This is a genomic window from Bifidobacterium stellenboschense, assembly GCF_000741785.1.
GTDB lineage: Bacteria > Actinomycetota > Actinomycetes > Actinomycetales > Bifidobacteriaceae > Bifidobacterium > Bifidobacterium stellenboschense.
Genome location: NZ_JGZP01000011.1, coordinates 131903 through 154584, shown reverse-complemented (window position 1 = coordinate 154584; position 22682 = coordinate 131903). Strand labels below are relative to the sequence as shown.

The window sequence follows — 22682 nt, the reverse complement described above, 5'->3', positions numbered from 1 at the left end:
ATCCGTCGCCGCCCGCTACCTCACGCAATCCATCCGCCGCGGCGTCATCCTGCGCGTGCTCGCCGTGCTCGCCGCGATCGCGATCGTCTGCGCCGGCGTGAGCGGCGCGACGTTCGCGACCCGCATGCGCCAGATCGACGAGGCCAACGCCCAGGCGAACGAGGAATCACGGCGATGGGACGCCCTGCGCGACGCGCTCGACGACGACCCGTACACGGCGATGAGGACCGTGCTCGCCCAACCGCACGACACGGCCACGATGCGCGGAAGCATGTATGTCGCCACAATGCGCATGGTGCTCGCCACGCATGTGCCCGACGACCACGGGGACGCCACGGACCAGCGGTTCGCCGGATACGACTTCCCGGACGCACTCGACACGCGCACGCCCGACGCGCTCGCCGACGCGGGCGTAGGCGCCGCATCTGACGGCAAGACGCGCGGATACGCCGTCTCACCCGACGGGCTCGAAGTCGCCGCACTGGGCGGCACCGACGTGCGCATCCTCGACGCGCGACGCGGCGGCACGATGATGACGCTCACCGGCGCGGACCTTACGGAGACCACGTCGATGGCATGGAGCGAGGACGGGTCGGCGCTCGCCGTACGCTCCTCCGACGGGAAGGCGACCGTGTGGAAGGTGCGCGCGAGCACGACGGTCGTCAGGGACACCGGATCATGGTTCATGGACGGCGCCGCACTGGGCGGTACGGGTGCCGGTTCCGCTGCGGGCGCGGGTGGGACGAGCGGCAACGGGAGCCGCGCCGCGCTGCTCGCGCGCGACGGGCGTGTCACGCTCGTCGACACGGCGAAAGGCCGCGTGGTCTCGGACGCCACGCGCGTGCCGGTCGACGTGGGCGTCGCCATCGCAACCGCCCCGGACGCCGCCGACACCGCGGTCGTCGCCGGCACGAAGGACGGGAGCACCGTGCTGTACCGGGTCACGTTCGATGATGGTGCGGATGGTGCCGGTGGTGGTTCCGGTGACGTGGGGAAGACGACCCGGATCGACGTGCCCGACGGCTGCGCGCCGGGTGCGCTCGCCGTGCTGCCCGGCGGCCGCGAGATCGCCATCGGATGCGGCGCGCAGGTCGACGTGATCGGCGTGCGCGGCGGCGGACCGTCGCGCACGATCGTCAACGATGCGGGCGCGGAGGTGACCGCCCTGCGCGCGGACGGCGAGGGACGCCTGTTCGTCGGATTCGACGGCGGCACGCTCGCCGTCGTGGAGGCGGGGGCGTCCACGCTGATCCTGCCGGGCGCCGCCGCCTCGGATGTGGGCAGCATCGGTATCTGCCTGGGCGGCACCGCGCGCGCCATCGCCGTGTCCGGAAGCAAGGCGCTGTTCGTCGGCGACGGCACGCCCGCACAGCTCTGCTCGCGCGGCATCTCCCGTTCGAAGACCGGCGACGGCGGGGCGAACGGCGTGGACGCCGCACGCCGCGACGATGACCCGTGGACGATGCACATCGGCATGACCGATTTCGCGTCGCTCACCGACGCGCACCAATCGCGCGCCGTCGCCGCCGCGCCGGACGGGAACGCATTCGCCGCGGGACTGGCCGACGGGTCGGTCATGTTCGCCCGCTACGACATGCAGACCGGCCCCCTCGTACGCGAGATTCCCGGCGAAGTGCGCGCCGTCGTGTACGCGCCCGACGGCAAGCGGGTCATCGCCGCCACGCGCGACGGGGTGATCTACACCGTCGCCGCGCCGGACGCGGGGGAGTACGAGGGCGTGACGCTGCGCGAGCAGGTGCAGGAGCGGCTGGACCGGGCGCGGAAGCTCGGGCTGACGCGGTAGTTCCCCGTGGTTCGTCGGGGCGAAACGATTCGGTCATACGGGGCATGGACGTTTCGCTCCGGTCGCCAGCAAGGCATGTGCAACCGCCAGCGAAGTTGAGTGGCGGGTATTTCCTCCCATCCAACCTGGAAACCGGGATGATGCCGGTTGAGTGGAAGGCGGTTTCTTCCACTCAGGTTGGAAAGCCCATATGACCATGCCTGCACAGATCGGGCACGCCACAATCGGAGAGGACCCTATCGTTGCCTTATCGGACGCATTTCGCGCCGCACTGGGTACAGAACGCCATCTCCCGCTTCAGCTTCGCGCCGCACTGACCGCAGAATTTGTAATCGCGTGACGTGGTTGACTTCGGAACGGGTGCAGCTGCGGGTTGAGGCAGGGGGACGGGCGGCATCTGCGATTGCGGCGTGAACGGTGTCGTGTTCCCGGACGTGCTCGAAGTCGCATTGTCAGGCGCGGCGGCGGATACGGGAGCTGGCACACGCATGGGTACGGATGCGGGGGCTGGTGCGGGCAGGGGTGCGGATGCAGGCACTGGAGAGGCAGGGACCGCCGGGGATGCGGCAGGATTCGCGGATGCCTCGGGATTCGCGGGTGCGGCGGGTGTGGCAGACGTGGCCGGCGCGGCGGATGCCGCGGGAGTCTTCCTGGGTTGCATGGTCGTGTTTTCGGACCGCGCCTGCGCCGTCATGGTCTGCCACGTCGGCGCCGTGGTCGCCGCGGGCGTCGCATTGCCGCCGAGCGCGCCGAACAGGCGTTTCGCCGTGGTCGTCCCCGCGTCGAACCACAGATCGTTGTACAGCAGGTACAGTCTGCCGAGGAAGGTGCGTGACTGCTGGTAGACGGCGGCCTTATAGTCCTCCGTGATCGGGGCGTCCCGATTCGCGCTGAGCATGCCGGGCCGCAGCAGCCATTCGTACGAGTAGTCGGCGATGGTGAGCGGCAGGTTCAGCGCCTCGTCCTGGAACGTCGGCGTGTATTTGCCGTGTTCCGACTCATACCGGTCGCGGAAGAACCGGTACATGTCGTCGTCGTTGGACAGCAACGTCGCTATGCTGCGTGAACTGGCGTCGTAGGCCATCGACAGTACGGCGACCAAGGCCAGCATGGCCAGCGTGAACACGATCCATCCGATGAACCCGTGCATGTTCTCGGCGCGCAGGTCCGCAAGAATACCGTTCAACTGGTCGGCGGACATGTACCCGTACTCCTCGAGTATGGATCCGGTGCCGTAATCCGTGTACCTGTCCGGCAGGATGATCGATCCGGCCGTGTACCCGGCGTAGGAGCCGGATGGTTTGAATCCGAAATAGAGCACGCCGATGAGTCCGATCACCGGGGGAACGAATGCCGCGTACTTCCAACGCTGCTGGAACATCGGCAGCAGCGGATGCCATTCGCCGATGGTCCATTCCTGTGGCGTGAACGGTTTCGTCGGTTTCATGTGGTTTTCGGCGAGTGCGGAGGCGGTATCCGTCTCGGATGCCGGCGTCGTCGGCGATGCCTGATCCGCGTCGGCCGATGTCGGGGCCGCCGGCTGTACAGCGGATGCCGCCGGACCGGTGGATGTTTCGTTGGACGTCTCGCCGGTCGTCGCGTCGGGCGCCTTGGCGGTCGCGGGCGTCCGTGTCGGCACCGACAGATGGATCCGCACGACGGGCCCCTGCGACGGCAGCGGCACCGCATGCGTGTCGGGTTGCGCGGACTGCGGAGACGGTTGTGGTGGTTGCGGGGATGGAACCGGGCGAGTTGGTTGTGTCGCGGTCTGTGCGGTCTGCGTGGGTTGCGTGGTCTGGTTGCGGTTCGCCTGTTCGATGACATCCTGGACCCATGTCTTGAGCTGTTTCATCTGGTCGATGTGACGGACCACGCCGTCCACGTTCGCCCATCGGATGAATTCGAACGTGGCGCGCTGCGCCTGCTCGTCGATCTGGAGGTACGCGGTGAACTCGCCATTGCCGGTGGTGCGCAGGTGGAACGCGTAGTAGATCCATTGGACGCCGTCGTCGGTCTCCTTCGCGACCTGCAGATTGTCGCCGAGCGGGGACTCCTTCAGCAGCGGCTTGACGTCGCTCCACTTGGCCTGGCACGGGTAGGTGAACCTGTGTTCGATCAACGCCTGCTGCTCCTGATAGGTGCCGCGGCTGAACACGTTGCGGTTCAACGCGGTGTTCGCCTTGCGTTTCAGGATCTCCCATACGAGGCAGATGGCGAAGAGTCCGACGAAGATGAGCACGCCGAGGGCGGTGCTGCCGCTGTCATTCATGATGAACTCCTTTGCTGTTCGCGTCGATCAGGCGACGCGTGCGCCGCACCGCGTGCAGAACGTCATGTCGTGTTGCAGTTGCGCGCCGCATTGGCCGCAGAATTTGCGATCATGCGCTGGGGTCGTCGGCGACGGGCCGTGCGTCGCGGCGGTGGGCGTGGTGGGCGTGGAGGGCGGCAACGGTGCGGTCTTCGTCCGTGCGGCCTGCGGCGTCCAGCCCGGCAGAGGCGCCGGAGCGGCGTCCGCACGTGGGGATGCGGCAGGTTCCGGCAGCGGTACCGGTGCGGGAGGTCGTATCGGCGATGCCGTGGAGGTGGACTTCGGCCCAGCCGGAGACGGCGTTTCGGCAGTGGCAGGACCGTTCGATCGCGAGCGGTCCCCGTCGCGCGCCGCGGTCGCCTTGGCGAGTTCCGCTTCGAGTTCGGCGATCTTCTTGTGGCGGTCGTCCTCCATGCTTTTGCCGAAGACGAGCATGCCGATACCGGCGAGCCATGCGGCGCCGGTTCCGATCCACAGCCACACGTAGACCGTGTTCGCATACTCGTATCCCACGTATGACAGCACCGTGCCCACGATGGCCGCGCCGAGCGCGGCGAACGCGCTTTTGTACGTGTTCTCGCCACGCGCCTTGTCGAGCTCCTCGCGGATGGTGTTGACGCCGCGCACCGGCTTGCCGTCATCGTCCGTCATCATTCCTCCTTCGTCGTGGATGCTCCGGGATGTACTGTCGGAACGGATATGTCGCGCATCAGGCCGGTCGGGATACGAGATCTCAGCCGAGATCCTCGAGCGTGGGCGGGATCTTCTCGGTCAACGGGTCGCGCACGTCGCGATGCTCGTCGGAGTATTTGAGCTGCACGCCGATGATGTGGTCCGCGTAGACGATCTCCTTGATGTAGTACACGTAGCCGCCCTTGTAGTAGCTCACGTAGATCGACGGGTCCGCGTTGAGGTCGTAGGTGATCGGTACGCCTGCGTCCGCCTCCAGCCGCGCCATCTCGCCCGCCGCGGAGCCGGTCGTGTTGGCGGAGCGCCACGTGGTGATCGTCACGCCCGAACCGGCGAACGTGAACCCGGTGCCGTCGGACGTGGTGCCGGTCTTGCGGAAGTTGTCCGGCACGCTGATCGCGTAGCGGCCCGCCGCGTTCTCGTAGCGTTTCAACGTGGAGGAGGGCGCGGTGTCCGCGTCGTTGGCGGTCGAGTCGCCGGAATCGTCCGAGTCGCCGCCGCGGTTGCGGTAGATGTAGCGGATGATGAGCAGGGACGGGTCGTCGTTCGCCTCGTCGACGATGTCCGTCACGGAACGCTTGCACATGTCCGGCGTGTACGTGACCTTCACCTTCGAGCCGCTCGCGGTGACCGTGCGGGCGCGCTTGCCGGAGAAGTCGAACGTGTTGTCCGCCATCGTCTCGCCGCTGGCGTCCTTGAGCGTGATGCGCGCCTTCGGATCGTCGAAGCGCGTGGACGAGCCGTCCGAACACGTGGAGGTGACGAGGATCGTCACGACGAGGTCGTTGCCGGAGCGCTCCACCGACACGACCTGCATGTCCGGCGTGGAGTCGCACGAGGCGTCCGTCGTCCCGCCGGAGCCGGAGCCGGAACCGGACGTACTGCCGGTCCCGTCCGACGAGGACGACGCGGTGGACACCGGCGACGAATGGGCATCGCGGTACATCGACACGCCGAAGACGACGCCGACGGCGAGCAGGATCGCGGCGACGGCGGCACCGATCGCGACGAGCATCTTCTGGCCGTTGCTCCACGGCTGCTTCGCGACGGTCGCCGCCGGCATCGGCGGACGGATCGGCTGCGAGGATTGCGGCTGCGACAAGGTCGTCGGCGACGGCGACATGGCCGGCTGCGGCGCGGGATAGACGTACCGGTCCCCGTTCGGGACGGTGGACGCCGTCGGCGATGGAGCGGGCACGTAGTGGTTCCGCGCGCCGTCGACCACCGTGGCGTCCGCGTCCGTGCCGACCGGCTGCGTCGGCTGGCCGCACTCCGTGCAGAACCGGTTGCCCGCTGCGATCGTCGCCCCACATCTCGAACAGATCACGAATCCGCCCTCCTCCGCGAGTTTTCCTCTGGATTCCAGTATAGGCGGCTGCGGGCGTTCGCACATGGTCCGGACGATGGTACGATTGGCGTGTTTCCGGCCAATGGGCCGCTCCGTTTTCTTGCGATGACGCACGTCGCGCCACGGTATGCCACGTTGCGTCAAGTGGTCCGCCGTCGGAGCGACGCGGGGATCGGAAAGGAGCCGCGATAATGACGTTCGACTCGCTGGATGTGTCCGGCGGAGGCGTGTTCGACGTTTTCGACGGGACGATGAAATACGTTCACGACGATTCCGTGACGTTGGCCATCGGATTGGGGGACGCGGGCACCTGGGCGTTGCGTTCGCTCAAACGGGAGATGTTCCTGCGGTTCCGCTCTCCGGGTCCGTTCGACCGCACGCGGTTCCTCGCCGTCACCGCCGACTGGTTCATGCAGGGCGGTGCAAGCTCGCCCATGGCCTTGCGCGAATATGACACCGATGACCCGGAGGGGAGCGAATACTTGGACATCGGGATCAGCGAGTACTTCCCCGAGTGGTTCCGCGATGACCGCGCCCGTTACGAACGTGACCCACGGTTCCGGGATTGGCTTGACTTCGATGACATGGCGGCCCGGTTGGACGGTCTGTCGTACGAGTCCACCGACGGGAGCCGTCGGATGGGCCGGTTCCTCATGATTCTCGCGGCCGAGGGGTTCGTGCGGCATGTGCAACGGGTCGTCGCCTCGGCGATGCGTGGTCTCGACGCCTCGACGCCGATCAGGGTGATCGTGGTCGCCGGGCTCGACGAGGGCACCGGCTCGGGCGTGCTGATGGACGCCTGCCATCTGGTCCGCAAGGCTCTGGAGGCGTATCCGCGGGTGGAATCGCACGGGTTCCTGCTCGTGCACGAGCCCGATGTGAGGCATCTTCACGAGGCGGGAGCGTGCCGGGTCGATGCGGAGCGGACGCTGTGGGAGATGCTCGACCGCATGCGCGACGATGGCCGTCACACGGCGTGGCGGCAGGCGTACTCCGAAGGCGGTTCGCTGGCCGTGGATACGACGATGCCTCCGTTCGACCGGTGCCATCTGGTCGTGCGGAGCGGCGTCGACGAATGGAGCCGGGTGCTCCGTCCCTCTGCGCCGTACGATCGTCTGGCGGATTGCCTGATCGACATGCTGATACGGGATGACGGCGGCGGAAGCGACGCGGGCGCCGATGATCCGGCCGTGGACGTGATGACGGTCGCCGACGTGATGCTGCCGTATTCGATGATGCTCTCGGATCTGCTGGAACGGCCGGTCGCCATGTTGGACGATCTGAGCGAGGGGAAGGGCATGCCCGCCGAGGAATACCGGCGGTTCCAGAAGACGATCGGCATCGACCCCGACCATCGCCCGGATCGCGAGGCCACGGTCATCCATCTCGGAGAGCTCGGCGATTTCGTTCTCCCCGAGGTCCGGCTGCCCGGAGACGCCGACATGTTCCTTGGGGCGGCGGGTGAGCTTTCCCAGACGTTCAAGGAGTATCGGAAGAACGTCCACGAATGGTCCGAGGTCCTGGACAAGAGAGGGACACTCGATTCGACGTGGCCGTACGATGCGGCCCGACGCATCGTCGCCGGCACGCCGGTCGACGATGCCGCCGTCGCCCACGACCTGCTGTGGGCGCTCGCCCGGGGTGAAGGCGACGACGAGGGCAAGCCGAGCATCGACGAACTGACGGTGTACCGGCGCTTCTGCCGGTTCGCGAGGAACCGTTTCCCCGGAATCGTCGGTTTGGCCGTGACGGATCTGCTCGCCGGCGACGGATGGGAGAGCCGTCCCGCCGAGGATGCGGCGGACGACCTCCTGCATGGGCTGATGGAACAGGCCACGGTGGATGTCGCGGAGGATTCCGGCGACGATGACGGTCGCGGCGTCGGTTCCGAAGCGCGATGGCGGACGGTCGTCACCTTGCCGGCCGGCGACCCGGCGCTCATGGAAACTACGCGACAGCTCGCCGCCACGATGCCGGGCGTCACCATCCGCGTCGATTCCATGCCCGACCGCCTCCGTGTCACACGGTTCATGCCGGTCGCCGTCTGAGTCCGGTTCCCGCGGATGGGCCGGCTCAGCGGACCTTCGTGCCGCATTGGCCGCAGAACTTCGCGTTCGGCGGCAGCTGCGCGCCGCAGCTCGTGCAGAACCGTCTGCCGGTCTGCGGCATGGCTGCGGCGGGTGACGGGGCGGATGGGGCCGATGGCATGGGAACGGGGGCGGCGGCAGGGCTCGCGCTCGGCGTGGTCGCCGCGCTCGCCGGCGAACGACCCAGCGTCGCGTCGAGACGCGCCTTGAGCGCGTCATGCAGGCGACGCGAGTGGGAATCGGATGAGGATGCCGATTGGGATGTCGATGCGGTCGATACGGGAGACGCCGATGTGGCGTCGTCGTTGCCGCCGTCATTGCGGTGCAGCCATCGGTGGACGGTGTCCAACAGCTCACGGGCTCGTTCATCCACCAGCTCCGCCGTCGCCTGTGGATCGAGATCGCACATCACCGTTCCGATGCCGGAAAACAGATACGGTCGGCATGGGCCGAACCGTTCCACACCGCTCCACGTGGCCGTCAGTTCCTGCTCCGTCATGGTATCGAGGGGGAACAGGAGTTTCGGGCCGGGGGCGTCGTGTTCGACGCCGCCGATTACGAACAGGTTGACGTCGCCGAATCCCTCGGCGTTGTATGGTTTCTGGTACATGTCGTAGCCGACTTGTCGCCATGAAGTCAGTTCACGGACGAGCTCCGGCGACATCAGTCCCAGATCATAGCCGTCCTTCGCCGAATCGTTATGAGTCGTGGGTTCATGCGTACGTTCGAAACCTGGCACGTACCATGGCGCCACCACGCTGCCCATGCCGATCGCCGCGGCCGCTCCCACGGTTGCGACGCCGTTGTCGAACAGGGCGTTGACGATGGCGAAATCCGGATGTCGTTTCGACCATATCAGCGTTTCATGCAGACATTCGACGCGCAGCAACTTCGTCGCTTCGCCTCCGGCTGCGATGCACATCATGGCGGAACCCTGCGGGCCCTCGAAGAGACTCCAGTACAATAGTTCGCCGGCGAGTTCGCCGGTCATATCCGTGTTCAGGCAGCCGGAGTCGGAGTGTCTTGAAGATTTGAAGTTGAGGTCCGGGAATATGCCGTCGAGCGTGGTGAGCAATTGCTCCGCCGGCGCCTGCGAATAAAAGATGATTCCCGGTGCTGCGGACAGTAGGTTATACACCCCTTTGGTCATGTCGTTGTCGTCGAACGGGCCTCCGAATCGTGTGACCGGAGCGCTGCTTGTGTCGTTGAACAGGCTGAGATCGACCATGGTGTCTTCCTTTCCCTGGCGGTCGATGTACGGAATCAACGGTTCGCGTCCGCGGCGGCGACGAGCGGATCCTTGCGGTGCTCCAGCACGTTGATGAACTCGTCGCCGTTGATTTCCCACGCGTCGTTCGCATGCCGGAACACCTGGTCGATGAGTTCGGCCGGCGGGACGTACGCGCCGCAGTACAGGCTGCTGGTGCTGTTGACCGTCCCCGTGGTCGGATCCATCTGGAACGCGAAGTGGATGCGGTTGTAGTTCGCCGCCGTGAGGAAGATCATCGCGTCCGCGAGACGGTCCGTGTCGTCGACGGGGACCTGCCTGACGACCGACAGCGATCCTTCGGGGACCTCCGGCTGGTTGGTGACGCAGATCGCCTCGGACGTGATGTCGAAGTTGATGCGCGCCCTCTTGATGGAGGTGGCCCGCGAGAAATTCCATTCCAACGTGATCACGCCCGTATCGGGGTTCGTCTCGTACGTGAAATTCCGCGAATCGAGATACGCGGTGACCGCGTGGAACAGGTCGGGACTGTAGTTCGCCATGATGCTCTCCTTCGCCGATGGGTGATGCGGCCGCCGCGACGTCGCGGTGCCAGGGAAAAAGGAGGGGCCGAATGGCCGGAACGTATCTTTCACCCTAGCACCATGAGGCCGTTCGTTCCGTGTTCGACATGGGACATGTCGCGTCGATGCCGCAAACGGAGACGAAAGGCGGTATCATCGGAATCATTCATGGCAGTCGCCATCCCCTTCTCGAAGACGCATGCATGGACGCATGCGGGACGACTACGGCCGGCATGCGTCGGCGACGGGAGGAACCGACATGGTGGGATTGTCTGATGGAAAGCGCGCGGTGGATGTCTACGACTATCTTGAACCGGCGAGCGACGACGATCCGAAGGTCGGACTGCGTAGACATATCAGGGATGCTCAGAGAACGGTCATGGTCTACTACTCGTCGACTCTGACATCCGCGCAGTTGCTGCCCTTGGTCGATTCGCTGATCGAGGAGGATCTGACGCGGAGCAGGTATATGGTCGAAGGCATCGTGGCAAGCGGGAGCGCCGAAGTGGCGTGGATGCTGTTCGATGGTCCGGCGGGGTCCGCTTTGATGATTCTGCCCAGCAAGGATCCGCAGGCGACATTGAGATTCCTGTGCCGAGGCGCCGCGGACGTCTTTTCGCAGCATGATCTGCATTTCAGCAGTCCAAGGACCGTTATGGCCGACCGTGACGCATGCGAGATCATGCGCGCAGGAGGCCTCGTCGCGCCATGGGAGGTGCCGGGCTACGGGCAGCTCGTACAACACGTGGAAGGCGTGGAGGAGTATCCGGTGATCGACCTGATGCCGGCAGGCTTCCTCTGCGCCATGGGAGGCTGGGAACGCGGCTCATACGGATGCTACACCACCGTGATCGGCGAGGGGGACGCGGCGCAGACGGTCATGTTCGGCGATCAGGGTCTCGAATCGATGGGATTGCCGTCGCCGGTGATGTCGATGCCGGTGGAGATCACCGATCGCGACTCCTACGTCGCACGGTACGGCGGCGACCACGTCATCAATGGCGGCTACCACATCGTATGGGCGGATGCCGGCGACGGGGAGGGAATCGTGCAGTTCGCGCTGCCGGTGCCGAGAAGCTGCTTCGCCCCAGGACAGTCGCGGGACCAGTACCGCCGGATCGTCGAGGACATCGTGCAACGGTTTCTGGCCGATGGGCGCAACGGATTCCGGACGGATTCGCAGGTGTTCTCCGCTACGGTTCCGGCGCCCCAGCCCGTCTCGCAGCCGACGGCGTCGCCTCAGCCCACGGCATCGCCGCAACGTGCGAACCGGCGGAACGTCGCCGAAAAGGTCGTCTGCCCGCGATGCGGCGGCAGGATTCCCGCGAACCGCCGATTCTGCACGCAATGCGGCGCGAAACTGCGCTGACGGATGAGCCGATACGGAGAGGAGAGGCACGATGACGACGTTCGAGGGAAGGACGCTCGATCAGGACACGCTGATGGAGGCCATACGACTCGCCTCTAACGACAAGGCGAGCGCCCAATGGCTGACGCACGTCGCGGACAACGGCAAGCTGGCGGTGATCGCAGCGCAGCTGGCGGGGTTTGATACTGATACCGCCAACCGTTACCTTGACGCCACTACACGGCTCAGACGTTGGGGCGGACAGATCGGCCCGGCGATATCGATGGTGCCGGCCTCGTATGCCGAGCTGATGTACGGAATAGTGGAGAGCTCCATCGGCGACACATTCCGTTACGCGTTGGGGCAGCGCGATCCGGTCGAGTACGTCGCCGAATCGAAGCGTCTCGCGGACCGGTATCTGCGGGAACTGCCCGGAGCCGTCGACCTCACCGCGCTCGCGCACGCCGTTCAGATGGCGGGGCCGGACGACTATGGCACGTGTCTGGTGGGCAGGTCGATGCTGGATTCCGTGTTCCTCGCCGCATCGGCCACGGGGGCGACGGGGCAGACATCCACGCGGCGACAGGCGGCTGCCGCCTCTTCCGCGCCTTCATCGACGTCGGCCTCCGCAACATCCGAGCAATCCTCCTTCGCCGATTTCATGAACCGGCTCAAGATTTTCAATACCGCGGAGGCGCTCGGCGAACAGATGATGCTGTATTTCGGTGTCGTGGCTGCTGCCTTCGTGTTCGCCGTCGCCCCGCTGCTCTGGGATTGGGTCGCGCCGGACGGCGGTCCCATCGCCGATTTCGCCAAGATCAGCGCAATCGGCGCGGTCATCGGGGCCGTGATCGGCGTGGTCGTGCTCGCCGTGATGTGCGCCGCATCGGGTAAGCCGTTGAAGACGCCTAACTGGACGATTGCAATCGGCTATATTGTGTGTATGGGTGGCACCATATATGCAGGTATGCAGATGAGCGAGCGCCTCATCACCGTGACGACATTCATTCAGTCCGCCGGCGTCATGGTCGCCGCCGGCTTCGTCGTGTGCGCCCTGATCGACGGTCTCGTCTCCATGGTCGCCACCGACTAGCCGTCGGCGACCATGGAGACAAGACTCACTACGCCGCAAGATGCGGATACCGTTTCAGCAGGGGCTTCAGCTTATGATCCTGCACATACTTCACATTGTGTTGCGTATCGGGTTCGGGGGTCAATGCGATCGACTGATGGTACCAGTATGCGGCCCATGCGGCATTCTTCTTCGCGGCTTTGCCGTGTTCGTATGCCCATTGTCCGAGTGCGCCTTGACGTTCGTCGGTCGTCCATCCTTTTGCGTTCCGGTGCTTGAGGTACATGTCGCCCAGCTGGCAGGCTGCAAGGCATGGTGACAGTCCCTTGCCTTGCTCGGTCGCCAGCCGGTACCAATGCGCCGCCTGCTCGTAGTCCTTTTCGACGCCTTCTCCCTTCTCGTATCTCACGCCGAGACCGAACATGGCGCCGGCGTCCCCTTGCTCCGCCGCCTTTCGGCACCAATAGGCGGATTGCCCGTCGTCGATATGGTGCAGCGCGTCGGCGAGCAGCACCTGTGCCGTGCGGTCGCCCTGCTCCGCCGCCCGACGGTACCATGATCTGGCCTGTTCCTCGTCCTTGGGTGTTCCCACGCCGTACATGTAACAGTCGCCTACTTTGATCTGGGCTTTGACGTGGCCGGCTTCGCCGGCTTTGCGATACCATGCGGCGGCGGCCTTGAAATCCTTGTCCTTACGGGCTTGTTCGCCGCGTCGATACCATTCCTCCGGAGTCTCACGGCTCGCAGTGGGCTGGGCTTCGCGTGGTTCCGACGCGTGCGGGCGTGACGTGGAATAGGCCGACGGCTGCCAGCCCGACGGCTGCGGGGTCTTCGGCTTCGGCGCGGGCCGCTGCTGGCTGCCCGGCTTCGGCCAGGGGCGTGGTGTTTCGGCGACCTTCGGTGCGGAGCCCTCAGATGCCGATGCGGCTTCCGGCGTGTGCCCGTCGAACCGCCACTGCGACGGCGTGCAGGCGATGTCGTGGGCCTGGCAGTACCACAGCAGGTATCCCGCGGCGGTACTGGCGCTGACGAGTGTGCCGGCCGTGCCGGAGGCGTCGCGCAGCATGCGGATGAAGTGCGGCGCCTGGTTGGTGCTTTCCATCGTCTTCGTGTAGGCGCACGCCTCGCCGGCGTCCTCCAGCACCCGCATCATCGCCAGATACCGCAGGTACTCGTCATAGTCCGCCTTCGAACGTTCGCTGGCGAACGTCCTGTCGATGCAGCAGCGGAACAGCTTCGTGCGCGCCTCGGTCAGCGTATCGTGCTTGCGCGGCATCGCCTCGAACCGTTCGCGGGCGTCGCCGCGCAGTTCGAACGCCGACTTGTACCAGCAGGTCCGCGGGCTGCCGCCGAGGAACGTGTACAGGTCCTCCACGCCGCAGACGGCGAGGGACGAACGGATTCTCTCGTACATGGTGAAGGAACGGGGTTTCGGCGGTTCGACCGGTACAAGGGCGTCGGATGGCGTGGCCGTCCGACGAATGTCGATATGCTTCCGCCGGATGAACGCGCGTACGGAGATCGGTGTCGGCGCATAGCCGGTTTCGTCGGCGATCTTGCCGGCGATGAGACCGATTTCGGGGTCGGCGATGAATCCTTTGCTGGCGAAATTGCCCACATGCTTCGTCATCGCCTCATCGACGATGCCGCGCGCTTCATCGAACTGCCGTTCGCGTTTCGCCTGCGTGTCCAGTGCCGCTTCGGCATGCTGCAGCAGGTCGAGTCTGCGTTTGCCCGCCAACGCCTTGCGGGGGTTGTTGATGGCCCGGGCGTTTTCGAGCTGCTTGTCGCGAATCGCCCGACGAATCGGTTCCATCACTTCCGGATCGGCATCGCTCGTACCGGACAGATCGTCGTCCGGATCGAAGATGCCGAGCAGCAGATAGTAGTTCGTCGATGCGTTCATGATCGATATGATCCTTCCCTATGTCGTGATGCGGCCCGTCGTGATGCCGTCGTTCCCGTGTTCTCCCGTCCGGTCCTACGGTCGGAAGCCGATGGAGGCGAGCTGGACCGCCGGCATGATGGCGCAGCCGAAGACGACGACCACGGCGACGATGACGTACAGCGCGATGCGTGCCCCTTTGCCGGTCGTCGGCCGTTCCGCCGCGGTCGCGAGCCATGCGGCGATGAGGAAGGCCAGTACGGCGAATACGGCGTACGCCCAGGCTATGGGTATCTGCGGCAGAAGCTGGTATCGCGGCGTGAAGAAATGGGAGGCGGTGAGGGGGATGGCATGCAGCTGCCCCATCATCAGCACGACGATCGACGAGCTGGCGAACATCACGGCGCCGCACGCCATGACCGCGGTGACGACCGCGCAGACAAGGCGGTCCGCGCCGGTCGTGGCTATGCGGCCCAGATACCGGCATGCCAGATATGTCACGAGATACGCGGTCGTGGCGCCGATTACGACGATTGCCATCATCGTCGGCGTGATGTGGATGCGCGCGTTCCCCGGTTGGAAGACCTGGAGGAGGATGATCGGGGAGAGCGAGCCCAGCATGCCCACGCCGACCGAGGCGATCGAGATCGGTTCGACCGGTTCGGTCGGTGTGGCTGTGCCGGGCTTCCCCGCCGAGGGCGTCGGGGATGATGAGCCTGATGGTGACGGGGTGGACGTATCGGGTTCGTTCCCCGTGGAATCGCCGGACGGTGAGGAGGAGGTAGGTCGCGACCAACCCGAACCGCCTGGCATCGGAGATACCGGTGAGCCACCAGACGGCGCGGACGAGGAAGATGGGCGTGTCCAGCCGCTCGGTGCCGGAGAACCTGCCGGTTGCGCGGCGCCGGAGCGTGTCCACCCGCCATGGCCGTCGCCGGTGGTGCCGCCCGAGCCGGTGGTGCTCCCGCCGTTCGATGAGGCCGAGCTGGAGCGTGTCCACCCAGAGGATCCGTTCGTCATGATCAATGCCTCCTTTTCCCGCCGAAGATGCCTTGGACCGCACCGAGGATGGACGGTCTGTGTCGCTGTTCCGTCGCCTCCAATGCGACGATGATGCCGTTGTAGAGCTCGTCGAACGACTGGTCGGGGAACCGGATCCCGTACGACCGTTCGTAGCGTGCGATGAGCTTGTCCATCTGCCGCTTGTCGTCGGCGCGTGCGAGCGTCTTCGACCGCACGCCGTTGCCGGCCAGCTCCTCGGCGATCGCGCGCGCCAGCTGGTCCGCGCGGTAGCGCACGCCCTGTGTGCCGTCGACGAATCCCGCGTCCACGGCGATGAGGAGCAGAATGTCGTCGGCGCGTGCGTGGGCGGCGGTTTCGCGCATCACGGCGCGGATGATCGTCGCCGTATGATCGCGGGGAACGACGATCGCCTGCAGGCTCCAGCCGGATCGTCCGGTCGGCACGCATGCCGCCACGTCCCGCGCGATGGCGCCCAGATACGCGTCCAGCTCGTTGCCGGCGGCTGCCAACGGCAGACCCGCGGCGGAGGCCTGGATACGTCGCAGCGCGACGTTCGCCGCGTTCTCGTCGGGGCGTTTCGTCGTGACCGAACGCGCGAGCGACGTGACGAGACGCCGGTATCCGACGAGTCGCATGCGCGGCGGGACGGGCGTGCCCAATTGGCCGCACAGTTGCCGTGTGCTGTCGCGCAGCCGGTCGTAGTCGTCGCCCGGCCGCGCGTCGAGCGGCATGCCCGCGTCCACGTCGGCGATCTGCCGTTCGTACCATGGTTTCGGCACGTTTGCGCCGAGCAGCCGGCTCGCCGCGACCATGCCGCGGTAGCGGGTGAACGGCGAGCCGTCACGCCCGGCCGCCGTCTCTATGATGCCGAGCAGCTGGTTCAGGTGCGCCTGCCTGTACGCGTCCGACAGGGCATCGCCGAAGGCCGGCGTGGCGAGCAGGTCGAGGAACCGGGACGGCGGCGTGTCCGCCGATCGCGCCTGCTCGCTCAACAGCAGGTCGGCCAGCCGATGGTATTCGGCGTCGCCGCATAGCGTCCGCAGGCAGCGAAGTCGCACGTCGTCGTCCTGCGCGAGATACCAGTCGCGCAGCATCGCATAACAGGCCGCGGCGGCCTGGCTCGGCAGGGCAGCCGGTTGCGGGGAGTCCACGAACCGTGCGTCCGCGCTGCCGGACAGCACGTCGATGAGGAACAGGAACCACGCCCACGGTATGGGCGCCAGCGCGCGCGCCGTGTCGTCCACGAGACGGGAGGCGTCCGCGTCGCCGTCATGGGCGATGATGACGCGGACGATCCGGTCCATCATCAGCGTGTTGCGGGTGCCGGCCGCCTGCACCATCATGCTCAACGGTCGTCCGAGCGGATCGTCGCCGCGCGTCGCCTGCGCGGCCGCGCGCACCGCGCCGGCGAACCACGCCGCCACGACATGCGCCGTCCACGGCATCGGCGTTCCCGGCGCGGCGCCGTCTCCCAGATCGATGTTCGGATTGTCGGCGAGACGTGCGAACAGTTCGGTGTCGAGGTCGCGGTGCGCCGCGGCGAACACGTTGGCGGCGATCGCGTGCCGCTGCTCGTAGGCGGTATGGTCCGGAGCGGACGTGGAGAACACGTCGACGATGAGATCGAGGCACCGTTGCGCCGCCGTCGCCGCATAATCGGAATCGCTTTCCGCGATGCCGCCGAGCGTGTTGGCGATGATGTCGAGCCGCCGCTCGTCGAAGGTCGTCGAGGCGATGTCGCGGAACATGCCGTCCGCGAACCGCCGCCACATGTCCGGGCGGCAATGGCGTTGCAGGAACGCGATCGCCGCGTCGATGGAGTCGGCGTCCATCCGCGCGAACGGCGTCATGCCGTTGACGAGCCGCAGCAGCGCGTACGCCGCGCCGAGCTGCGTGTCCGCGCCCGCATAATCGGTCTCGTCGAGGAACCGGTGGAACACGGTCAGCGAGTCGGGACTGTACTGCATGGCGCCCACGATGAACGTGCACAGCTCGTCGGCGGTGAGGGATTCGAGCACGCTGGCCTCCGGCGTGGGCTCGTCCGCGCCGAAGACCATGTGCGGCGGTTGCGGCGCGGAAGGGTCGAGGAGGTCGAACACGGCGCAGGATGCCGTGAGATCGGCGGACATGCCGTTGATGCCGTCCACGGCGCGCACGATGTCCGCGTTCGCGTAGGTGATGTCCTTCTCATAGGTGGAGAAGCCGTAGCCGAGGGCCTGACGGATGGGCAGCGCCATCTGGATCGCCGACACCCACATCGTGAAGTCGTCGGCGCTGCAGCGGATGACGATCCTGCGTGTGTACGGTTTGCCGGCGACGGTCGTATGCCGGCCGAGGAAGCGTCGCAGCATGTCGGTGAGGATCTGGGAACGCGGGACGCCGATGTTCGGCTCGTCCTGCGCGATGAACCGCCGTACGGCTTCGGCTGTGACGCCGTTGCGTTGCGGCTCCACCTCGGGCAACGGGTGCGGCGCCTGTGCGCTGCGCGCCAGATTCAGATCCATCGTCGTCCAGAACGTGGGGGACTGGATGTACTGGCATGGGTAGGCGTCCATGTCGGCGGTGCGGACCACGAGCGCGTGGTCGATGTAGTTGCCTCCGCGGATCACGCCCTCCGGGTAGTCGCGGCCGATGTACGTGGCCAACGCCAAGCGGTACAGGCCGTCCGGACCGTTCATGGGACCGAAATGGTTGCGGCTCGGGTAGAGTGCGAGTTCTTCGGGGGTGCTTGGCTGGGGCGGGAATTGCGGGCCACGTGGGGCGGCGTACTCCTGTGGGCCCAGATCGTTGCCGTCGGCCAGCCATCGCGCCATGCCGGGGGACTGGGAGTACACCTGGAAGCCCGACGTGTTCCCGGAGATGCCCCTGTTGCAGGAGGTGTAGATCCGCTGTTCCGCTTTCATCATGCGACCTTTCGCGTATACATGTGTGTCTGTCGGCTGCTACAGGGCCTTGTTGAGATGCAGCAGCCAGAACATCGCGTCCTCGATGCGTTTGGGAACCGGCACGGGGATGCGGCCTTGGGAATCCTTGTCGGGGCGGCGTCCGTAGGCGGAGAACGCGAAGCACCGGTTCGTCGCATAGGTCTGGTCGAGAAACGCGAGGAAATCGCCGTTGCCCCACTGTTCGAGCAGGCCTCGCATCTCGCCGTCCACCAGCCGGGAGTCGTTCTCGTCGAACACGCCCTGCAAGGCGTGGGGCGAAGGGCGCGACAGCGTGGAGCCGCGCACGAAGCCCATGTCCTCAAGCACGTCGAGCTTCGAGAACGACGCGGCCACGGGAATGGTGATGCGCTGGTTGTTGCGCAGCCCCTGCTGCTGGCGGATCAGCGTGGCCACGTTGCCGATCACGGTGGCCGGGTCGGCGGCCGGATCATAGCCGACCACCTTGGAGGAGGCGATGGCCGCCTGATCGGTGATGGATCCCAGCACCGTGCGGTTGTTGAGCGGGTCGAGCAGGAAGATGATGCCCGCCGAATGGCTGACATAGCGTGCCACGGAGGCGATGATGTCGGGGTTCTGCCAATCCTCGCCCGCGGAGTCGAAGAACACGAGCGTGAAGGTCCTGAGCCTGCCGAAGCGTTCGGTCTTCGTGAGCGTGGCGAGGATCGGACGTTTCTCGATCCTCAGGTTGTCGTAGGAGTGCGTCTGTCCGACCGGCTGGCCGTAGTTGTACAGCGGCGCCTCGAACCGTTCGCGGTATTGGCTCTGGTCGAGCGCCGTGGGCAGGGTGAACGTGGCGCCGAACGGGCGGACGAGCCGCTTCATCATCTCGTGGATGAGCACGCCCACATAGGTGCTTTTGCCCACGCCGCGCGTGCCGATCAGCGAGATGATCATCGGCTCCGCCGTGTCGATGTCGCTCGGCAGCTGGTTGTGGCATGCGGGGCAGACGCGCGCGCGGCTCATCTGATGGCATAGATCGCACTCGGCGACGTCGGGCATGACCGAACCGAACCGCGATGAGGCCGCGGAACGGAAATGATGGTGGCCCATATGGCTTGGCTCGCCCAGGTACCGGGCCATCTGCTCGTCGGGCTCCGTGCGGCAGCGGGCCCGAGACTGACATTCGAACTCCACATCGTCGAGGGCGTGCTCGGTGAAGCAGAACGGGCACAGGTAGCGTCTTCTCATGAACATGGGTCGTGGTCTCCTTCTTCGTTCGTGTGCATGATTCGTCGCCATCCTCGTCAGCCGATCCGCGGCATGACACCGGGGGCGACGGTGAGGCTGTTCGTCTCGTAGGCGTGTTCGTCGGTGAAGAACAGCCGGTAGAACACGCCTTTGGCGAGCAGGTTCGCCGGCAGGGGGAAGCTGTGGGAGCCGGCCGCGTCGATCGGCGGGATCTGCGCGATCGACACGCCCTGGGTGACGAACATCGGCAGGGCGCCCTGCTGGCCGCGCAGTTCGGTGGCGGGCAGCGGGCCGGAGGTTCTGATGTCGAGCTGGGCGCGGGACACGCGGCCGAATCCGAATCCGCCCTTGTGGGCCGTCACCTGATAGACGGCCTGCGCGCCCATGCCGGGCATCGGCACGCCGCCGCGATCCGTGGCCGCCCGGGCGGGCAGTGGTACGCCGGGCATGCCGCTGAAGCTGAACATGCGGCTGCTGCTCGCCGAATACGATGAGGAGGTGCCTTCGCCGATGAGCGCGAACAGGCTGAAGTAGTAGGTGGCGTGCGGGTCGAGGCCCCTGACCACGAGCGCCTGGGCCATGTCGTAGAGCGCCTTGGTCGCGCCCATCGTGGTCGCGCCCTTCTCCTGCGCGGAGGCGGGGAACCGGTCGGTGCGCCATGCGAGCAGCACGCGCGTGCAGTCCTTCGGCCAATCGAAGCGCACGATCGCGTCCGCGCCGGAGGCCTGGATGCGCGTGATCTCCACCGCCTTGCGCTTCGAGACGGTGGTCGTCTCGCCGATCACGCCCATGTCGTTCTTCGCGGTCACGGCGACGATGTGGTAGATCGCGTCGTCGGCGAGCCGGAACGTGCCGGTGTCGTCGCCGCGTGGCGTGACCGGCAGTGGAGATGCCTTGGAGGCGATCTCCCGCAACGGGACCATGTCGCCCTTGCGCCACGGGATGCGACCGCGTGTCGCGTAGAACCGGGCCTCGCCGCCTTCCGGAGCGTCCCATTCGAGCGAGAACACGTCGCCGGGCATGAGCTGCGCCATGAGGAAGTCAATGGGCTCGGCCGGCGCGGAGGGCGTCGTCGTGACCCGCACGCCCGAGGAATAGGCGGGCGTGCCGTCCGGCATACGGTATCCGACGAAGACCGTGTAGTGGACGGGCACGTCGTTCGCAAGCCCCCGGTCGTCCATGCCGGAATCGATGACGTTCGTCACGCGCACGCCGTCGCCCGGCCGGACCGGCGCCCGGTCGGGGCGGCGCCACACCTCGACCACGCCGCCGCGCGGCCTGCCCCATGCCATATGCACCGACGATTCGTCGGGCGTGACCTTGAGGTCGTCCACTTCGAACAGCACGGTCGTTGCAGGGGATGGGACGGCCGCGGACATGGTCGGTCCGACCTTCGCGGCCACCGCGTAGCAGTAGTCGACCGCCGGCTCGACGTCCGCATCCACGTAGGTGGTGGCCGTGGTCTCGGTGAGCGTCTCGCCGTCGCGGATGGTTAGCGGGCGCGAGCCGCGCTTGCGCACCAGCACATAGGAGGGCTGCGGGCCTGACGCCGGCCGCCACGAGACGACGATCCGCCGGCCGGCTCCGTCCGCCTTCGCCTGCACGGCGGCGACCGGTCGGGGCGTGAAGGCGGCGAGCGCCGTGTTGAGTTCCGGCAGGTCACGGCAGGCGTCGTAGGCGTCCAGAAGTTCCGGCAGCGTCTTCGGAGTCGGTGCCGAACGGGCCAGAAGCGCGGCGTTCCTGGCCTTCGCAAGGCCCGTGTCGATGGCGTTCCTCGCTTCGGGATCGGCGAAGCCGGGGCTTCGGCCGGCGATCTCCCGGTAGATGCGGTCGGCGTTGGCGAGCTCATGGGCGTCGATCGCGGCGTGGAGCCGTGTGCCGAGATCGCCGACGAGTCGGCGCGTGTTCGCGATGTCCGATTTCGTGCGCGTGACGTCCTGCAGTCCCGCCCATAGTCCGTCCGCCTGATCGAGTAGTCGTTCCGCCTCGTCGAAGCGCAGCGAGGCCGCTTCGCCGCGGGCCTCGTCGCATAGGGCCGTCGCCTTGGCGAGGTTGGTGTACGCGTAGCCGCAGTTGCCGCAGAAGCGTACGTCGGCGCGGTTCCGCTCATGGCACTGCGGGCAGGCGACTTCCACCTGGCCGCCGCAGTGGGCGCAGGTGGAGGTGCCGGGGGCGAGCAGCATGCCGCACCACGGGCAGGGTTCCGCCTTCGGCCCGGCGGCGGCCTCTTCCTGTTGGACTGGCGTATAGGCGATGTCATGGGTGCGGCACCACCAGATGAGATGGTCCTCGGCGTCGTCGCGGGTGATTGCGGCGCCGTGCGAGGTGCCGCCCTCCAGAATGCGGTCCACGTATTTGTCGGCCACGTCCTGCGGCAGGACGCCGGACGGCTGGAAGACCGTCGCCACCTCATCAAGCACCCGCTGCATGGCCGTGTAGGCGAGATAGTCGTCGTATGCGGCGCGGGAGGCATCGTCCTTGAACACCCTGCCGATGCACATCTTGTACAGGTTCTTGAGGGCGGTGGTGCGCGCGTCCTGCTTGGCGTTGTTCTTCGGGTCGTCGGCGGTCGCCTTCTTCAGCCACACCGCGGTGGACGTGGCCGCCGGGCGCATGTTGCCCGGGTCGAGCATCTGGTAGAGGTCACGGTAGCCGCAGGTGGCCAGTTCCGACTCAGCCTTGTTGAACGCCGTAAAGGATTTCGGTTTGGCGAGCTCACGTCCCTTGCGCGTCTCCTGTTCGCGGATCTCCATGGTGGAGGGGATGAGCTCACGCACCACGTTCTGCGGCACCGTGTATCCGTATCGTTCCTTGGCCTGGCCCGCGATGGTGGCGAGGTCATCCGGCGTCATGTAGCCTTTGATCGCGAACATGGTGATGATGGCGGTCACGTCGTGCTCGGCTCGGGCCCGGGCTTCGGCGTATTGCCGGGCGCGTTCGTCGCGGGACGCGAGGAACGCGGGTAGTTCGCGGTTGGCGCGGTTCAGCTCGTCGAGCCGTTGCTGCGCCTGCGCGCCCTCGCGGGGGTTGTTACGGAGCTTCGACCAGCGGGCCTCCTGCGCCTTGAACGCGTCGGTGAACGTCTTGGCGATGGCAGGGTCCTCGTCCGCGCGGCCGACGAGATCATGCTCGAAGTCGAACAGGTCGAGCAGCTGGTAGAAGTTGATGCCGTTGCCGTCATTGGATGTCATGT

The 22682-nt window shown here is 66.4% G+C and carries 14 protein-coding genes; 4 read left to right on the top strand and 10 right to left on the bottom strand.

Features of this window, described 5'->3' with window-relative positions; genetic code table 11:
- A partial coding sequence (locus tag BSTEL_RS12320) for a WD40 repeat domain-containing protein (protein ID WP_034527789.1) occupies positions 1-1804 on the top strand: 1804 nt, incomplete at its 5' end.
- A gap of 247 nt (positions 1805-2051) precedes the next feature.
- Here the strand turns inward: BSTEL_RS12320 and BSTEL_RS04900 are convergent.
- From BSTEL_RS04900 to BSTEL_RS11405, 3 genes are all read right to left on the bottom strand, one after another.
- Positions 2052-4073 (bottom strand): zinc ribbon domain-containing protein, encoded by a 2022-nt coding sequence (locus BSTEL_RS04900; RefSeq protein ID WP_034527787.1) that lies wholly within the window; start codon positions 4071-4073, stop codon positions 2052-2054.
- A gap of 27 nt (positions 4074-4100) precedes the next feature.
- Positions 4101-4763 (bottom strand): zinc ribbon domain-containing protein, encoded by a 663-nt coding sequence (locus tag BSTEL_RS04895; protein WP_162178979.1) that lies wholly within the window; start codon positions 4761-4763, stop codon positions 4101-4103.
- A gap of 82 nt (positions 4764-4845) precedes the next feature.
- Complete coding sequence (locus tag BSTEL_RS11405; RefSeq protein WP_156963168.1) at positions 4846-6195, bottom strand: zinc ribbon domain-containing protein; 1350 nt, start codon at positions 6193-6195, stop codon at positions 4846-4848.
- 146 nt (positions 6196-6341) lie between these two features.
- On the opposite strand from BSTEL_RS11405, the gene BSTEL_RS04885 reads away from it, so the two are divergent.
- Positions 6342-8198: a tubulin-like doman-containing protein gene (locus BSTEL_RS04885; RefSeq protein ID WP_034527783.1), complete on the top strand. Its 1857-nt coding sequence runs from the start codon at positions 6342-6344 to the stop codon at positions 8196-8198.
- Positions 8199-8223: 25 nt separating this feature from the next.
- Here BSTEL_RS04885 and BSTEL_RS04880 read toward each other — a convergent pair whose 3' ends face one another.
- A complete protein-coding gene (locus BSTEL_RS04880; protein ID WP_034527781.1) occupies positions 8224-9465 on the bottom strand; it encodes a zinc ribbon domain-containing protein in 1242 nt (413 codons plus the stop codon).
- Between the two features lie 35 nt (positions 9466-9500).
- The gene (locus BSTEL_RS12100) at positions 9501-10007 is read right to left on the bottom strand and encodes a hypothetical protein (protein ID WP_034527779.1); all 507 of its coding nucleotides are present in this window, start codon (positions 10005-10007) and stop codon (positions 9501-9503) included.
- Positions 10008-10239: 232 nt separating this feature from the next.
- Here BSTEL_RS12100 and BSTEL_RS04870 point away from each other — a divergent pair, with 232 nt between their 5' ends.
- Both BSTEL_RS04870 and BSTEL_RS04865 read left to right on the top strand, forming a co-directional pair.
- Entirely contained in the window at positions 10240-11397 is a 1158-nt protein-coding gene (locus tag BSTEL_RS04870; RefSeq protein ID WP_156963167.1) for a zinc ribbon domain-containing protein, read from the top strand.
- A 31-nt stretch (positions 11398-11428) separates the two neighbouring features.
- On the top strand, positions 11429-12469 hold the full coding sequence (locus BSTEL_RS04865; protein WP_034527775.1) for a hypothetical protein: 1041 nt from the start codon (positions 11429-11431) through the stop codon (positions 12467-12469).
- Positions 12470-12497: 28 nt separating this feature from the next.
- Here the strand turns inward: BSTEL_RS04865 and BSTEL_RS11400 are convergent, their stop codons facing one another.
- The 5 genes from BSTEL_RS11400 to BSTEL_RS04840 all read right to left on the bottom strand — a co-directional run bounded on the left by BSTEL_RS11400 (position 12498) and on the right by BSTEL_RS04840 (position 22680).
- Positions 12498-14354, bottom strand: coding sequence for a tetratricopeptide repeat protein (locus BSTEL_RS11400; RefSeq protein WP_051922856.1), 1857 nt, complete (start codon positions 14352-14354; stop codon positions 12498-12500).
- Between the two features lie 75 nt (positions 14355-14429).
- Entirely contained in the window at positions 14430-14960 is a 531-nt protein-coding gene (locus BSTEL_RS04855) for a hypothetical protein (RefSeq protein ID WP_156963166.1), read from the bottom strand.
- 395 nt (positions 14961-15355) lie between these two features.
- Complete coding sequence (locus tag BSTEL_RS04850) at positions 15356-18262, bottom strand: GAP1-N2 domain-containing protein (protein ID WP_034527772.1); 2907 nt, start codon at positions 18260-18262, stop codon at positions 15356-15358.
- Positions 18263-18298: 36 nt separating this feature from the next.
- On the bottom strand, positions 18299-19495 hold the full coding sequence (locus BSTEL_RS04845; RefSeq protein WP_034527771.1) for a P-loop NTPase family protein: 1197 nt from the start codon (positions 19493-19495) through the stop codon (positions 18299-18301).
- Positions 19496-19545: 50 nt separating this feature from the next.
- Complete coding sequence (locus BSTEL_RS04840) at positions 19546-22680, bottom strand: zinc ribbon domain-containing protein (protein ID WP_034527770.1); 3135 nt, start codon at positions 22678-22680, stop codon at positions 19546-19548.
- Between the last annotated feature and the right edge of the window lie 2 nt (positions 22681-22682).

What these genes read in the sequence shown, in the direction of transcription:
- BSTEL_RS04900 (WP_034527787.1), bottom strand. Translation starts at nt 4,073, where the DNA reads ATGAATGACAGCGGCAGCACCGCCCTCGGCGTGCTCATCTTCGTCGGA.
- BSTEL_RS04895 (WP_162178979.1), bottom strand. Translation starts at nt 4,763, where the DNA reads ATGACGGACGATGACGGCAAGCCGGTGCGCGGCGTCAACACCATCCGC.
- BSTEL_RS11405 (WP_156963168.1), bottom strand. Translation starts at nt 6,195, where the DNA reads ATGTGCGAACGCCCGCAGCCGCCTATACTGGAATCCAGAGGAAAACTC.
- BSTEL_RS04885 (WP_034527783.1), top strand. Translation starts at nt 6,342, where the DNA reads ATGACGTTCGACTCGCTGGATGTGTCCGGCGGAGGCGTGTTCGACGTT.
- BSTEL_RS04880 (WP_034527781.1), bottom strand. Translation starts at nt 9,465, where the DNA reads ATGGTCGATCTCAGCCTGTTCAACGACACAAGCAGCGCTCCGGTCACA.
- BSTEL_RS12100 (WP_034527779.1), bottom strand. Translation starts at nt 10,007, where the DNA reads ATGGCGAACTACAGTCCCGACCTGTTCCACGCGGTCACCGCGTATCTC.
- BSTEL_RS04870 (WP_156963167.1), top strand. Translation starts at nt 10,240, where the DNA reads ATGCGGGACGACTACGGCCGGCATGCGTCGGCGACGGGAGGAACCGAC.
- BSTEL_RS04865 (WP_034527775.1), top strand. Translation starts at nt 11,429, where the DNA reads ATGACGACGTTCGAGGGAAGGACGCTCGATCAGGACACGCTGATGGAG.
- BSTEL_RS11400 (WP_051922856.1), bottom strand. Translation starts at nt 14,354, where the DNA reads ATGAACGCATCGACGAACTACTATCTGCTGCTCGGCATCTTCGATCCG.
- BSTEL_RS04850 (WP_034527772.1), bottom strand. Translation starts at nt 18,262, where the DNA reads ATGATGAAAGCGGAACAGCGGATCTACACCTCCTGCAACAGGGGCATC.
- BSTEL_RS04845 (WP_034527771.1), bottom strand. Translation starts at nt 19,495, where the DNA reads ATGTTCATGAGAAGACGCTACCTGTGCCCGTTCTGCTTCACCGAGCAC.
- BSTEL_RS04840 (WP_034527770.1), bottom strand. Translation starts at nt 22,680, where the DNA reads ATGACATCCAATGACGGCAACGGCATCAACTTCTACCAGCTGCTCGAC.